Origin of the sequence: Sphingomonas sp. (assembly GCA_019635535.1) — a bacterium.
Classification (GTDB): Bacteria; Pseudomonadota; Alphaproteobacteria; order Sphingomonadales; family Sphingomonadaceae; genus Allosphingosinicella.
On record JAHBZH010000001.1, the window covers coordinates 1,231,974 to 1,244,364 of the forward strand.

Below are 12,391 nucleotides of genomic sequence, written 5' to 3' on the forward strand. Positions count from 1 at the left end.
ACCCAGGGAGAAAAATCCGCTTTCGGTCGTTCTTGGGCCACACTGCACTGCATCTGTGCGGGCGTGGGGGGCTTTCGGCCGGCGAGACCGCCGGTTCAAACGGAGGCCAAGATGAAAGCATATTATATCGGAGCGGCGGCGCTCCTGCTCGGGACGTCGGCTTTGGCCGGCAAGATGGCGATTGACGTCGCCGATCCGGCATTTGATGCCAAGCCGGTCGCGGCGGGCTGGAGCGAAGGCTTCGGCCCGGTGATCGACAAGGGCATGGCGCCGACCAGCGAGCCGCTCGCTTATACTGGCAAGGGCATGGACGACAGCTGGGCGGCGGCCGATCCGCCCGCGCAGCTCGATCCGGCCGATCCGGTGCTGACCGACGATCCCGCCGGCACCGGCGCGCCGGTCGATACGCTGGATGCGACCACAGCCTATGGCGAGGCGGCGCCGGTGCAGACGGCGGCGCTCGACCTGACGCCGCGTCCGGCGACGCACAATTACCCGGCCTGCGAGCCTGGGCCGGGCGACGACAGCTGCATCCAGCTCTACGAGCCGGGCGTCGAGATCGCGCTGGCGAGTTGGACCGGCGAGACCGGCGGCTTCGCGGGCGAATCGACCGCATTCGCCATGGGCGGCCCGGACGAGGCGGAGGAGATCGGTCATGAAGCGCCGATCGAGACCGCGATGGTCGATACCGCCGATCCGGCGATGCCGGCGGACGAGCAGGCCTACGAAGGCATGGGCGGCCCGATCGCCGAAACCGGCTATCCGCCCTGCTCGGGCGCGGCCAGCGACGATCGCTGCATCCAGCTCTACGAGCGCGGGGTCACCGGCGAAGGCAATTAACCCTGCCTAGGCCGGATCGGGAGGCGATGCTCCGCTGTCGTCTCCCCTTTCCCGCGCGGCGAGCCAGGCATCGATCCGCGCGACGCTGCGCTCCAGCGCGCGGGCGATGGCGGCGACGCGCGCCGGATCCTCCTCGGCGATGGCGAGATCGGAAAGCCACCAGCTTTCCGACAGCCATTCCGTGCCGTCGTCGCGGTCGGCGAGGCTAAGGCCGACAAAGGCTTCCTCCGCTTCGCCGCCTTCCTCCTGCTCGGCATGGAGACGCACGCCGCCTCCTTCGTGAATGTCGGCGCGGCACATTTCGCGCGCGGCCTCAAGGAACGGCACCACCGTCTCCCAGCCCAGCTTGGCATTGCCGATCGCCTGTTGCGCGGCGGCGGCGATCTGCTTCTGCACGATCGTGTGGAAATCGGCGCTGCCGAAGGGCGGCGGCGGCGCGTCGGGATTGGGCTTGTCCATGCGTGATGGGCTGTCCCAAGCCGCTGGCCCGGTCAAGCGCCCTTTGCTAATCCCCGCTTATGGACGCCGCCGCCTGGACCTTCTCGATCGACCGCGGCGGGACCTTCACCGACATCGTGGCGCGCGGGCCGGACGGGCGGCAGGTGGTTAAGAAGCTCCTGTCTGACAACCCCGAACATTATGACGATGCGGCGGTAGCGGGCATCCGGGCGATTCTGAGCGAGGCGGGGGGCGGTGCGGTCGGCGCGGTCAAGATGGGGACGACCGTCGCCACCAACGCGCTGCTGGAGCGCAAGGGCGAGGCGGTGTGCCTCGCCATCACCGCGGGCTTCGGCGATGCGCTGCGGATCGGCTATCAGGCACGGCCCGACATCTTCGCCCGGCACATCGTCCTGCCCGAGCCCCTCTACGGCTGCGCGATCGAGGTGGGCGAGCGGGTGATGGCGGACGGAACGGTGCTGGTGCCGCTCGATGCGGCGAAGGCGCGGGCCGATCTTCAGGCCGCGTATGACGAGGGCTGGCGCGCGCTCGCCATCGTGCTGATGCACGGCTGGCGCTGGACGGCGCATGAGGCGGCGCTGGCGGACATGGCGCGCGAGATCGGCTTTGCGCAGGTCTCGGTGAGCCATGAGGTCGAGCCGCTGATCAAGCTGGTCGGCCGCGGCGACACCTGCGTGGTGGACGCCTATCTCTCGCCCGTGCTGAGGCGCTATGTGGACCGGGTGGTGGCGGGGCTGGGCGGCGACGGGCGGCTCTTCTTCATGCAATCGAACGGCGGGCTGACCGACGCCGCCGCCTTCCGGGGCAAGGACGCGATCCTGTCCGGGCCGGCGGGCGGGATCGTCGGCATGGCGCGCACCGCCGCCGAGGCGGGGTTCGACCACATCATCGGCTTCGACATGGGCGGCACCTCGACTGACGTGTCGCATTTCGCCGGCACCTATGAACGGACCAGCGAGCGAGCGGTGGCCGGGGTGCGGGTGCGCGCCCCGATGCTGGAAATCCACACCGTGGCGGCGGGCGGCGGCTCGATCTGTTCCTATGACGGCCGCCGCTTCCGGGTCGGGCCGGACAGCGCCGGGGCGGTGCCGGGCCCCGCCTGCTACCGGCGCGGCGGGCCGCTCACCGTCACCGACTGCAATGTCGTGCTGGGCAAGATCAGGGCGGAGCATTTCCCGCGCGTGTTCGGGCCCGGCGCCGACCAGCCGATCGACGCGGAGGCCGCGTTCGCCCGCGCCCGGGAGATCGCCGCGCAGGCCGGCATGGACGTCCGGGCCGTCGCCGAAGGCTTCATCCGCATCGCCGTCGACAACATGGCCAATGCGATCAAGCAGATCTCGATCGCGCGCGGCCATGACGTGACCCGCTACACGCTGCAATGTTTCGGCGGCGCGGGCGGGCAGCATGCCTGCCTGGTCGCCGATGCGCTCGGCATCGAGCGGGTGATGATCCATCCGCTGGCCGGGGTGCTCAGCGCCCATGGCATGGGCCTCGCCGACATGGTGGAGATCCGGCAGCGCACGCTGGCGGGAGCGGAGCTGGCGCCAGTGCTGGCCGAGCTGGCGGCCGAAGCGGTCGCGGCGCTCGAGGCGCAGGGCGTGACCGCGCCGGAGGTCCGGCACCGCGCGGCCTTGCGCTACGCGGGCAGCGACACGGCGCTGGAAGTGGACGTCTCCGACGCCATGGAGGCGGATTTCACCGCTGCGCACCGGACCCGCTTCGGCTTCGTCTCGGACGCGCCGGTGGTGGCGGAGACGGCGATCGTCGAGGCGGTGGGGAAGGGTGAGACGCTCAAATCCTCCCCGGAACGGGCAGGGGAACCGGCGAAGCCGGTGGAGGGGTCGGGGGCGGATCGACCCCTCCACCATCCTTCGGACGGTCCCCCTGCCCGTTCCGGGGAGGATTTGTACGACCGCGCCTCCCTCTCCCCCGGCGACATCATCGTCGGTCCCGCCCTCATCATCGACCCCGCCGCGACCACGATCGTCGAGCCGGGCTGGCGGGCCGAGGTGGACATCCGCGACAATCTCATCCTCACCCGTGCGGCCCCCCGCGACACGGCGCCGGCGATGGGGACTGATGTCGATCCGGTGACGCTGGAGGTGATGGGCAATCTCTTCATGGCGATCGCCGAGGAGATGGGGGTGGCGCTGCGCAACACCGCCTCTTCCGTCAACATCAAGGAGCGGCTCGATTTCTCCTGCGCCGTCTTCGATGCGGAGGGCAATCTGATCGCCAATGCGCCGCACATCCCGGTCCATCTCGGATCGATGGGCGATTCCATCCGCACGATCGTCGCTGCGCGGGGAGATGCGCGCGACGGGCGGGGCATGAAGCCGGGCGACGTCTATGTGCTGAACGCGCCCTATCGCGGCGGCACCCACCTGCCGGACATCACCGTGGTCATGCCGGTCTTCGCGGATGATGGTGATGCGGCCCCGGCCTGGTTCGTCGCGGCGCGCGGCCATCATGCCGATATCGGCGGCATCGCGCCGGGATCGATGCCGCCGAACAGCCGCAGCGTCGATGAGGAAGGCGTGCTGATCGACAATGTCCTGCTCGTCGATGCCGGGCATTTCCTCGAGGCGGAGCTGCGCGCACTGCTCGCCGAGGGGCCGTGGCCGGCGCGCAATCCGGACCGCAACGTCGCCGATCTGAAGGCCCAGATCGCCGCCTGCGCGCGCGGCGCGAGCGAGCTGAAGCGTGTGGCGAGCGAGCAGGGGCGCGGCATGATCGACGCCTATATGGCGCATGTCATGGATTATGCGGAAGAGGCCGTAAGGCGCTTGATCGACAGGCTTTCAGACGGATATTTTAGGTATGAAATGGATGACGGCGCGGTGATTTCCGTGGCCGTGACCGTCGATAAGGCGGCCCGTTCGGCGATCGTGGACTTCGCCGGGACCAGCGACCAGCAGCCCACCAATTTCAACGCGCCTTATTCGATCTGCCGCGCCGCGACGCTCTATGTCTTTCGCACTCTGGTGGACGATCCGATCCCATTGAACGACGGCTGCATGCGGCCGATCGAGCTGTGCGTGCCGGACGGTTCGATGCTCAATCCGCATTATCCGGCGGCGGTCGTGGCGGGCAATGTCGAGACCAGCCAGGCGATCACCGATTGCCTGCTCGCCGCCTGCGGCGCGCTGGCGCCGAGCCAGGGGACGATGAACAATTTCACCTTCGGCAATGCGCGCCACCAATATTACGAGACGATCGCGGGCGGCGCCGGGGCCGGGCCGGACTTCGACGGGGCCAGCGCGGTGCAGACCCATATGACCAATTCGCGGTTGACCGATCCGGAGGTGCTGGAGACGCGCTTTCCCGTGCTGCTGGAGCGCTTCGCGATAAGGCGCGGCTCGGGCGGCGCGGGGGCGCATCGCGGCGGCGACGGGGTGGAGCGGCGGCTGCGCTTCCTGGAGCCGATGAGCGCCGGCATCCTCTCCAACCGGCGGCGGATCGCGCCGCGCGGCATCCTTGGCGGGGCGGACGCGGAGCCGGGCGTCAATCGGGTGCTGCGCGCGGACGGGCGCGAGGAGCGGCTCGACGCGACCGCCTCGGCCGAGATGGCGGCGGGCGATGGGTTCGAGATATGGACACCCGGCGGCGGGGGCTATGGCGCCGCGGATGAAGGGGAGGTCGGCCAATGAGCAGATTCGGACAGATCGCGCCCGCATTCCTTGTGGCGGACGTGGGCAAGACGGCGCGCTGGTATCGCGACGTGCTGGGCTTCGGCTTCGGCACGCATCCGCAGGTCGAGCCGTTCGAATGGGCGAGCCTGCGTCGCGACGGCGTGGAGATCATGCTCCAGCGCTCGCCCGGATACGAGAAGCCGGACCTCGATCCGTTTCGGCCCGGCGGGGCGTGGGACGCCTATATCTATGTGACCGACGTTGACGGCCTGTTCGCCGCCGTCGCCGATCGCGCCCAAGTCCGGCGTGCGCCCTGCGACCAGCCTTACATGATGCGCGAGTTCGAGATAAGCGATCCCAACGGCTATGTCCTGGTGTTCGGCCAGGACATTTCCGGAGCGGCTGCCGCATGAGCGAGTATCTGCCGCTCGCCGGCATATTGATCGTCGTTGTCGGCTTCGCGCTGAAGCTCAATCCGATGCTGGTCGTCACCGTCTCGGCGATCGCGACCGGGTTGCTCGGCGGCATGGATCTGGTCGCCGTCATCGCCCTGTTCGGCAAGGCGTTCAACGACAACCGGATCATCGCGATCGTCTGGATCGTGCTGCCGGTGATCGGTCTGCTCGAGCGCTACGGGCTGCAGCAGCGGGCGCGGGCGGTCATCACCGATTTCCGGAACGCGACCGCCGGGCGCATCCTGCTCCTCTATCTCGGCTATCGGCAGATCACTGCCGCTTTGGGCCTTTATTCCACCGCCGGCCATGCCCAGACGGTGCGCCCGCTGATCGCGCCGATGACGCTCGCCGCCGCCGAGCAGCAGCGCGGCGGGCTCGATGAGGAGACGGGCGAGAAGGTGAAGGCGATGTCGGCGGCGACCGACAATGTCGGCCTGTTCTTCGGCGAGGACATCTTCTTCGCGATCGGCTCGATCGTGCTGATCCAGCAGACGCTGGCAACCTACGACATCAACCTGGCGCCGCTGCAACTGGCCGTCTGGGCGATTCCGACCGCGATCGCGGCCTTCATCGTTCATGGATCGCGGCTGATCATGTTCGACCGGCGGCTGGGGAGGGCCCGGCCATGATCACGCTGGAATGGCTCTACATCCTCGCCGGGTCGATGTTCGCGGCCTTCGCTTTGCTCAGCCTGCTCGACCGCAAGTCGAAGAAGCGGTTCGGCAATGCCGCCTTCTGGGGGTTGATGGCGACGAGCCTGCTCGCCGGATCGCGGCTGGGCGATTTCAACAACGGCCTGCTCGTGCTCGGGCTGGTCGGCCTGGCCGGCTTCGGTTTCATCGGGCCGGGCAGCCCGAAGACGACCAGCGAGAAGGAGCGGATCGCCTTCGCCGAGATACGCGGCAACAAGCTGTTCCTGCCCGCGCTCATCATCCCGGCCGTCGCCCTGTTCGGCACGCTCGCTTATTATTACACGCCCTTCGGCCAGTCCGGGCTCTTCGAGGAGCGGCGCGAGACCTATATCCTGCTGGGCGCCGGCGTGCTGCTCGCCATCCTCGTCATCTTCGTCTGGCTGAAGCCGCCGGCGATCGCGCCGCTGGAGGAGGGACGCCGGCTGATCGATTCGATCGGCTGGGCCGCCGTGCTGCCGCAGATGCTGGCGGCGCTGGGCGTCGTCTTCGCGGCGGCGGGCGTCGGTACGATCATCGGCGATGCCACCCGCGCGGCGATCCCGCCCGGCAGCGTCTTCCTCACCGTCGCCGTGTTCGGCATCGGCATGGCCTTGTTCACGATGATCATGGGCAATGCCTTCGCCGCCTTCCCGGTCATGGCCGCCGCAATCGGCGTGCCGCTGCTGATCACTGGCTATGGCGGCGATCCGGCGGTGGTCGGCGCGATCGGGATGCTGGCCGGCTTCTGCGGGACTTTGATGACGCCGATGGCGGCCAATTTCAACATCGTCCCCGCCGCCCTGCTGGAGCTCAAGGACCGCAACGGCGTGGTGAAGATGCAGGTGGCGACCGCGCTGCCCTTGCTCGCGATCAACATCGGCTTCATCTACTGGTTCGCGTTCCGATGAATTTTTCCGTCATGCTGAACTTGTTTCAGCATCCATCGACGAGCAGCGGTGCGGATGGAAATATGGACCCTGAAACAAAGTTCAGGGTGACGGAGAAATTGATGACTCATCGCCTCACTCCTGAAATCGCCAGCCGCTTCGCCGGCATCGCGCTTGGCCATGTCAGCAAGGAATATCCGCACAAGCTCGATCATGTGATGGACGGGCCGGAGGACGTGCTGGGGCCGAAGGCGCTGCACCCGATCTTCTACGGCAGCTTCGATTGGCACAGCTGCGTCCACGGCTACTGGCTGCTGGCGCGGTTGCTGCGGCTTTACCCGGACATGCCGGAAAGTGTCCGGATCCGGACGTTGCTGGACGAGATGATCGCGGGCGAAAAAGTCGCGGGCGAGCTGGCCTATCTGGACCGCGCCTATACGGGCGGGTTCGAGCGGCCTTATGGCTGGGGCTGGCTGCTCGCGCTCCATGTCGAATTGCAGCGGCACGACCGGCATTGGGCGGACGAGCTGGCGCCGCTGGCGCGGGCCTTCGCCGATCGTTTCCATCTCTACCTGCCCAAGCTCACCTACCCGATCCGGGTCGGCACCCATTTCAACACCGCCTTCGCGGCGATCCTCGCGCTCGAATGGGCGGGGGATAACGATCCCGCCCTGGCCGACCTGATCAGGGCACGGGCGCAGGAGCATTTCGGCGCGGATCGCGGCTGCCAGGCCTGGGAGCCGGGCGGCGACGAATTTCTGTCCTCCGCGCTCACCGAGGCGCTGCTCATGCGCCGCGCGCTGCCGGCGGCGGCGTTCCGGCCCTGGTTCGACGCCTTCCTGCCCGATCTGGGCGACGGCTTGCCCGCCAGCCTGTTCACACCGGCCTTCGTCTCCGACCGATCGGACGGCAAGATCGCCCATCTCGACGGCACCAACCTGTCGCGCGCCTGGTGCTGGCGCGGCATCGCGGACGCGCTGCCGCCGGCGCTTGCGGCCAAGGCGCGCGAAACGGCCGACGCCCATCTCGACGCCAGCCTGCCGCATGTCGCGGGCGACTATATGGGCGAGCACTGGCTGGCGACCTTCGCGCTGCTCGCGCTGGAGGCTTAGGCGATCCCATAGGCCGAAAAACGTCGGTATGGTTTACAACCCGTTAACCGTTAACCTTAATTCCCGCGCATTTGCGTCGCTGGCCCGGTCCTTGCTGCCGTACGGGCGATGCTGCGACGGATTGGCAGATTGTTCGTCATCAAGACGCGCTGGGAGGCGATGCTCGTGATCTACGCGCTCGCCTTGGGCGCGATCGAACGCGGGCGCCATTATCTCGAAGTCTATCCCGGAATCTTCGGCTGGCTGCTCGCCGCGGCCTGCACCGGCGCGGTCTTCCTGGCCGGGGCGCGGCTGATGGAATTCACTCGGCCGGACAATCGCGAACGTCGCCGCAAGGGCGACCTCGATCACGTTCGCCAAGAATTGGCGTAATTTCCCAAATCGCGGCAGCGCCGTATCGCGCTTGGCGCTCCTGAAAAATCAGAAAATGGCGGAAATCCGCCAGAAAATCCGTTTGGCACGGCTCTTGTTATTCTTTGGGCAACAATTTCAACGCGACGCACAAAGGAGCAAGGCCATGACCAAGCTGAACCAGATCGCCCGCACCGCCACCGCCGCCATCGGCGCGTTGGTCATCTCCACCGCCTGCGTGGCCGCCGCCGTCGGCCCGGCGACCGGCAATGCCGCCGCCCCCGTGGCTTACGCCTCCGCTTCGGTCCAGGCCACCAACGCCTGACCCGAAGCCCGGCGGCCGGGATGCCGCCCACCCCCATGCGTCCCGGCCGCCCTTAGTCGATCCGCCTCCGCCAAGGACCACCCGCCAATGAGCATCTTCTCCCGCACCCGCGACATCATCGCCGCCAACGTGATCGACCTGGTCGAACGGTCGAACGATCCGGCGAAGACGATCCGCGTGGTCATCCTCGAGATGGAAGAGACTTTGGTCGAAGTCCGGGCCTCGGCGGCGCGCAGCATCGCCGACCAGAAGGAGAAGCGCCGGCAGATCGCGCAGCTCGCCACGCTCCAGGAGAGCTGGACCGAGCGCGCGGAGCTCGCGCTCTCCCGCGGCCGCGACGATCTCGCCCGCGCCGCTTTGATGGAGAAGGAGAAGCTCACCGACCTGGCCGACGAGCTGACGCGGGAAGTCGCCGAGATCGACGCGGCGCTGCGCGCGTCCGAGGCGGACATCACCAAGCTCCAGGCCAAGCTGCGCGAGGCGCGCAGCCGCCAGGCGGCGATCGCGACCCGGATCGAAAGCGCGGAGAACCGCGTGCGGATGCGCGAAATGTATGCCGGCTCGCGCGTCGAAGAGGCATTTTCCAGCTTCGCCCTGCTCGAGCGTCAGGCGGACCTCGCCGAAGGCCATGCCGAAGCGCTGGCGCTCGCCGCGCCGCCCAAGTCGCTCGAGGAGGAGATCGCCGAATTGAAGGTCGCCGAACGGGTCGATGCCGAGCTTGAGGCGATGAAGGCCCGGGTGCGGAAGGAAGCGGCATGACGTTTTCGATCGACGGCACCGATATCGGCCAGGCGATCGAATTGGCGATCGTCGTCGGCACCATCGTGATGATGGCGATCGGGGCGTTCGTGGTCTGGCTGATGGTCCGTCCGCCGCGCCATGTACGCGAGGAGCGCCGGCAGCGGGGACGCAAGCCGGAGGCGCGGGAGATCGATGCCGCGACCGCCGAGGAGATGGTCCGCCTGATCGAACGGATGGAGGACCGGCTGGCGGTGCTGGAACGCGCCGTGGGCGACGTCAACGAGACGCCGCGTCGGATCGAGCCGCGCGGGCAAGAGCTGTTTGAAGCGGGCGAGAAGAGCCCGGAGACGAGGAGGGTGAAATGAGCATGCGGGGCGTGAAGTTCGAGCTGGACCGGGACGAGGGCAAGCTGCTCGGCGTGTGTGCCGGAATCGCCCGGACGACCGGCGTGGATGCGACCGTGGTGCGCATCGGCGTGGTGCTGATCGCCTTGTTCGCGAGCTTCACCGTCGCACTCGTCGCCTATTGCGGCCTGGCCGCCTACGGCCATTTCCAGGGCCGGGGCGGCAATCGGGAGCGGATCGGGGCGCGCGACGAGGCATCGCCGGACCGGCTGCGGCGCGACGAGCTGCGGCTGCGCGCGATCGAGACCTGTTCGGCCAGCGCCAACAGCCGCCTCGCCCGCGAGATCGAAGACCTGCGCTGATCGAGAATTGAAGAGAGGGAGGAGGACATGGACGAGATCATGACCACCGTCACCCTGGCGAGCTTCGCCCTGACCGGCCTGTGCGTCACCGTCGTGGCGGGCCTGAAAGGCTGGCAGGGCTGGCTTGAGGTCAAGCGGATGGAGCTGAGCGGCGTGGGCCGGCGCGAGCCGCGTGGCGCGGCGGCCGACCTGATCGAGATGGCGGACCTGAAAGAGCGGGTGCGCAAGCTGGAATCGATCGCGGCCTGCATCGATCCCTAGGTTTCCCCGAGCGGGGACGGGCCTCTCCCACCTCTCAGGGGAGAGGCCCTATTCATGGTTCGATTCGCGCGCGGATCGTCGCGCCGTCCGGGCCGACCCGCCAGAGATCGCCGAAATCGGGATGGGAAAGATCGGCGGGCCGCGTTCCGCCGAGCTGATCGACGATGTCCGGCACGGTGTTGCTGTGACCGATGATCAAAGCTGGCAGGGGCCCGGCGCGGACGCGGGCGACGAGCGCCGGCGTGTCGCGAGGATCGTAGAGAATGGGCTCCAGACCGAGCCGTTCGGCGAGCGGGCCGGCGGTCTGACGGGTGCGCTTGAAATCGCTGATATAGATCGCCGCGATCCGTTCTCCGGCCAGCCGGTCACCGAGCAGGATAGCAACGCGCTGACCCTCCGGCAGCAGATCGGGATCGCGCTCGCCTTCGGGTGTGTGCAGATGCCGCACGACATAGATGGCCGGATCGGACGGCACCATGTCGGCGGTGGCGGCGCATGCGGGCAGCAGCAAAGCGGCGAGCAAGGCGAGCGGCGTGAACCAGTGCGGGTGCGGCATGAGGGTCTCCAATCGCCGTGACACCGAACGCGTGGCACGAAGCGACAAGGGGTGCAACGCCCGGAAAAATCCTCTAGGGCTCGCCCGGACAGCAGACACAGGATCGAGGATGCCCAGCAAGACCGAGCGCCGCAGCAACCGTCCGGCGCTCTCCCTCCACGTTCCCGAGCCCGAAGCGCGGCCCGGCGACGAGGTGGATTTCAGCCGAATCGAGATTCCCGCCGCCGGCAGCGTGCCGCGCCCGGACGTTTCCGCCCCCGCCGCCGACACCCATCCCTTGTGCTTCACGCTGGTGCGCGTCCTCGACGAGGACGGCAAGGCGACGGGGCCGTGGGATCCCCGGCTCGATGCCGACACGCTGCGCCGGATGCTGAAGGACATGCTGACGGTGCGCGCCTTCGACGAGCGGATGTTCCGCGCGCAGCGGCAGGGCAAGACCAGCTTCTACATGAAGTCGCTCGGTGAGGAGGCGGTGGCGGTGGCCGCGGCCCATGCGCTGGACGGCGAGGACATGTGCTTCCCGACCTATCGCCAGCAGGGGCTGCTTGTCGCGCGCGGCTATCCGATGGTCGAGATGATGAACCAGATCTATTCGAACCGCGGCGACCGGCTGAAGGGGCGCCAGCTGCCGATCATGTATTCGGACAAGAAGAAGGGCTTCTTCTCCATTTCCGGCAATCTCGGCACCCAATATCCGCAGGCGGTGGGCTGGGCGATGGGCAGCGCGATCAAGGGCGACAGCCGGATCGCCGCCGCCTGGATCGGCGACGGATCGACGGCGGAGGGCGATTTCCACAGCGCCGTCACCTTCGCCGGAGTCTATCGCGCGCCGGTGATCCTCAACGTCGTCAACAATCAATGGGCGATCTCGTCCTTCTCCGGCATCGCGGGGGGCGAGCTGACGACCTTCGCGGCGCGCGCGGTGGGTTATGGCATCGCCGGCCTACGGGTGGACGGCAATGACGCGCTGGCGGTCTATGCCGCGACCCGGTGGGCGGCAGACCGGGCGCGCTCCAATCTCGGGCCGACCCTGATCGAGATGTTCACCTACCGGGTCGAGGGCCATTCCACGTCCGACGATCCCAATGCCTACCGGCCGCAGGGCGCGGGCCGGCAATGGCCGCTGGGCGATCCGATCGAGCGGCTGAAGCGGCATCTCGTCGGGTTGGGCGAATGGGACGATGCGCGTCACGAGGCGCTGACGGCGAAGGTCGATGCCGAGGTCCGCGCCGCGCAGAAGGAGGCGGAGAAGCAGGGCACCCTCGTCGCCTCGACGATCGACTTTCCGCAGGATGTCCGGACCATGTTCGAGGACGTCTATGAAGAGATGCCCTGGCATCTGAAGGAGCAGCAGGCCCAGATGGTCGCCGAGCTGGAGGCGAAGAAGAAATGACC

General features: G+C 68.0%; 15 protein-coding genes. 13 read left to right on the plus strand and 2 right to left on the minus strand.

Annotated elements, in window-relative coordinates; translation table 11 throughout:
- Nucleotides 1-111: 111 nt before the first annotated feature.
- The gene (locus tag KF780_06320) at nt 112-840 is read left to right on the plus strand and encodes a hypothetical protein (protein MBX3561412.1); all 729 of its coding nucleotides are present in this window, start codon (nt 112-114) and stop codon (nt 838-840) included.
- A gap of 6 nt (nt 841-846) precedes the next feature.
- Here KF780_06320 and KF780_06325 read toward each other — a convergent pair whose 3' ends face one another.
- Nucleotides 847-1,299 (minus strand): hypothetical protein, encoded by a 453-nt coding sequence (locus tag KF780_06325; GenBank protein MBX3561413.1) that lies wholly within the window; start codon nt 1,297-1,299, stop codon nt 847-849.
- 59 nt (nt 1,300-1,358) lie between these two features.
- On the opposite strand from KF780_06325, the gene KF780_06330 reads away from it, so the two are divergent.
- The 11 genes from KF780_06330 to KF780_06380 all read left to right on the plus strand — a co-directional run bounded on the left by KF780_06330 (nt 1,359) and on the right by KF780_06380 (nt 10,440).
- Nucleotides 1,359-4,949: a hydantoinase B/oxoprolinase family protein gene (locus KF780_06330; protein MBX3561414.1), complete on the plus strand. Its 3,591-nt coding sequence runs from the start codon at nt 1,359-1,361 to the stop codon at nt 4,947-4,949.
- A complete protein-coding gene (locus KF780_06335; protein MBX3561415.1) occupies nt 4,946-5,344 on the plus strand; it encodes a hypothetical protein in 399 nt (132 codons plus the stop codon). The genes KF780_06330 and KF780_06335 overlap by 4 nt, the downstream gene beginning before the upstream one ends.
- Nucleotides 5,341-6,015: a DUF969 domain-containing protein gene (locus KF780_06340; GenBank protein MBX3561416.1), complete on the plus strand. Its 675-nt coding sequence runs from the start codon at nt 5,341-5,343 to the stop codon at nt 6,013-6,015. Before KF780_06335 ends, KF780_06340 begins: the two co-directional genes overlap by 4 nt.
- Entirely contained in the window at nt 6,012-6,965 is a 954-nt protein-coding gene (locus KF780_06345) for a DUF979 domain-containing protein (GenBank protein MBX3561417.1), read from the plus strand. Before KF780_06340 ends, KF780_06345 begins: the two co-directional genes overlap by 4 nt.
- A gap of 101 nt (nt 6,966-7,066) precedes the next feature.
- Nucleotides 7,067-8,056, plus strand: coding sequence for a DUF2891 domain-containing protein (locus tag KF780_06350; GenBank protein MBX3561418.1), 990 nt, complete (start codon nt 7,067-7,069; stop codon nt 8,054-8,056).
- A gap of 108 nt (nt 8,057-8,164) precedes the next feature.
- The gene (locus KF780_06355; GenBank protein MBX3561419.1) at nt 8,165-8,428 is read left to right on the plus strand and encodes a hypothetical protein; all 264 of its coding nucleotides are present in this window, start codon (nt 8,165-8,167) and stop codon (nt 8,426-8,428) included.
- A 145-nt stretch (nt 8,429-8,573) separates the two neighbouring features.
- Nucleotides 8,574-8,732 carry a hypothetical protein gene (locus tag KF780_06360; protein MBX3561420.1) on the plus strand — a complete coding sequence of 53 codons (159 nt, stop codon included), beginning with the start codon at nt 8,574-8,576 and terminating at the stop codon, nt 8,730-8,732.
- 87 nt (nt 8,733-8,819) lie between these two features.
- Entirely contained in the window at nt 8,820-9,491 is a 672-nt protein-coding gene (locus KF780_06365) for a PspA/IM30 family protein (protein ID MBX3561421.1), read from the plus strand.
- On the plus strand, nt 9,488-9,838 hold the full coding sequence (locus KF780_06370) for a hypothetical protein (protein ID MBX3561422.1): 351 nt from the start codon (nt 9,488-9,490) through the stop codon (nt 9,836-9,838). Before KF780_06365 ends, KF780_06370 begins: the two co-directional genes overlap by 4 nt.
- Nucleotides 9,835-10,179 carry a PspC domain-containing protein gene (locus KF780_06375; protein MBX3561423.1) on the plus strand — a complete coding sequence of 115 codons (345 nt, stop codon included), beginning with the start codon at nt 9,835-9,837 and terminating at the stop codon, nt 10,177-10,179. The genes KF780_06370 and KF780_06375 overlap by 4 nt, the downstream gene beginning before the upstream one ends.
- Nucleotides 10,180-10,206: 27 nt before the next feature.
- Nucleotides 10,207-10,440 carry a hypothetical protein gene (locus tag KF780_06380; protein ID MBX3561424.1) on the plus strand — a complete coding sequence of 78 codons (234 nt, stop codon included), beginning with the start codon at nt 10,207-10,209 and terminating at the stop codon, nt 10,438-10,440.
- A gap of 52 nt (nt 10,441-10,492) precedes the next feature.
- Here the strand turns inward: KF780_06380 and KF780_06385 are convergent, their stop codons facing one another.
- Nucleotides 10,493-11,008 (minus strand): histidine phosphatase family protein, encoded by a 516-nt coding sequence (locus KF780_06385; GenBank protein MBX3561425.1) that lies wholly within the window; start codon nt 11,006-11,008, stop codon nt 10,493-10,495.
- Between the two features lie 97 nt (nt 11,009-11,105).
- Between KF780_06385 and KF780_06390 the strand changes: the two genes are divergently transcribed.
- Nucleotides 11,106-12,389 carry a 3-methyl-2-oxobutanoate dehydrogenase (2-methylpropanoyl-transferring) subunit alpha gene (locus tag KF780_06390; protein MBX3561426.1) on the plus strand — a complete coding sequence of 428 codons (1,284 nt, stop codon included), beginning with the start codon at nt 11,106-11,108 and terminating at the stop codon, nt 12,387-12,389.
- The last annotated feature ends 2 nt before the right edge of the window (nt 12,390-12,391 follow it).

Coding starts and splice junctions, on each gene's coding strand:
- KF780_06320 (MBX3561412.1), top strand. CDS start 112: ATGAAAGCATATTATATCGGAGCGGCGGCGCTCCTGCTCGGGACGTCG.
- KF780_06325 (MBX3561413.1), bottom strand. CDS start 1,299: ATGGACAAGCCCAATCCCGACGCGCCGCCGCCGCCCTTCGGCAGCGCC.
- KF780_06330 (MBX3561414.1), top strand. CDS start 1,359: ATGGACGCCGCCGCCTGGACCTTCTCGATCGACCGCGGCGGGACCTTC.
- KF780_06335 (MBX3561415.1), top strand. CDS start 4,946: ATGAGCAGATTCGGACAGATCGCGCCCGCATTCCTTGTGGCGGACGTG.
- KF780_06340 (MBX3561416.1), top strand. CDS start 5,341: ATGAGCGAGTATCTGCCGCTCGCCGGCATATTGATCGTCGTTGTCGGC.
- KF780_06345 (MBX3561417.1), top strand. CDS start 6,012: ATGATCACGCTGGAATGGCTCTACATCCTCGCCGGGTCGATGTTCGCG.
- KF780_06350 (MBX3561418.1), top strand. CDS start 7,067: ATGACTCATCGCCTCACTCCTGAAATCGCCAGCCGCTTCGCCGGCATC.
- KF780_06355 (MBX3561419.1), top strand. CDS start 8,165: ATGCTGCGACGGATTGGCAGATTGTTCGTCATCAAGACGCGCTGGGAG.
- KF780_06360 (MBX3561420.1), top strand. CDS start 8,574: ATGACCAAGCTGAACCAGATCGCCCGCACCGCCACCGCCGCCATCGGC.
- KF780_06365 (MBX3561421.1), top strand. CDS start 8,820: ATGAGCATCTTCTCCCGCACCCGCGACATCATCGCCGCCAACGTGATC.
- KF780_06370 (MBX3561422.1), top strand. CDS start 9,488: ATGACGTTTTCGATCGACGGCACCGATATCGGCCAGGCGATCGAATTG.
- KF780_06375 (MBX3561423.1), top strand. CDS start 9,835: ATGAGCATGCGGGGCGTGAAGTTCGAGCTGGACCGGGACGAGGGCAAG.
- KF780_06380 (MBX3561424.1), top strand. CDS start 10,207: ATGGACGAGATCATGACCACCGTCACCCTGGCGAGCTTCGCCCTGACC.
- KF780_06390 (MBX3561426.1), top strand. CDS start 11,106: ATGCCCAGCAAGACCGAGCGCCGCAGCAACCGTCCGGCGCTCTCCCTC.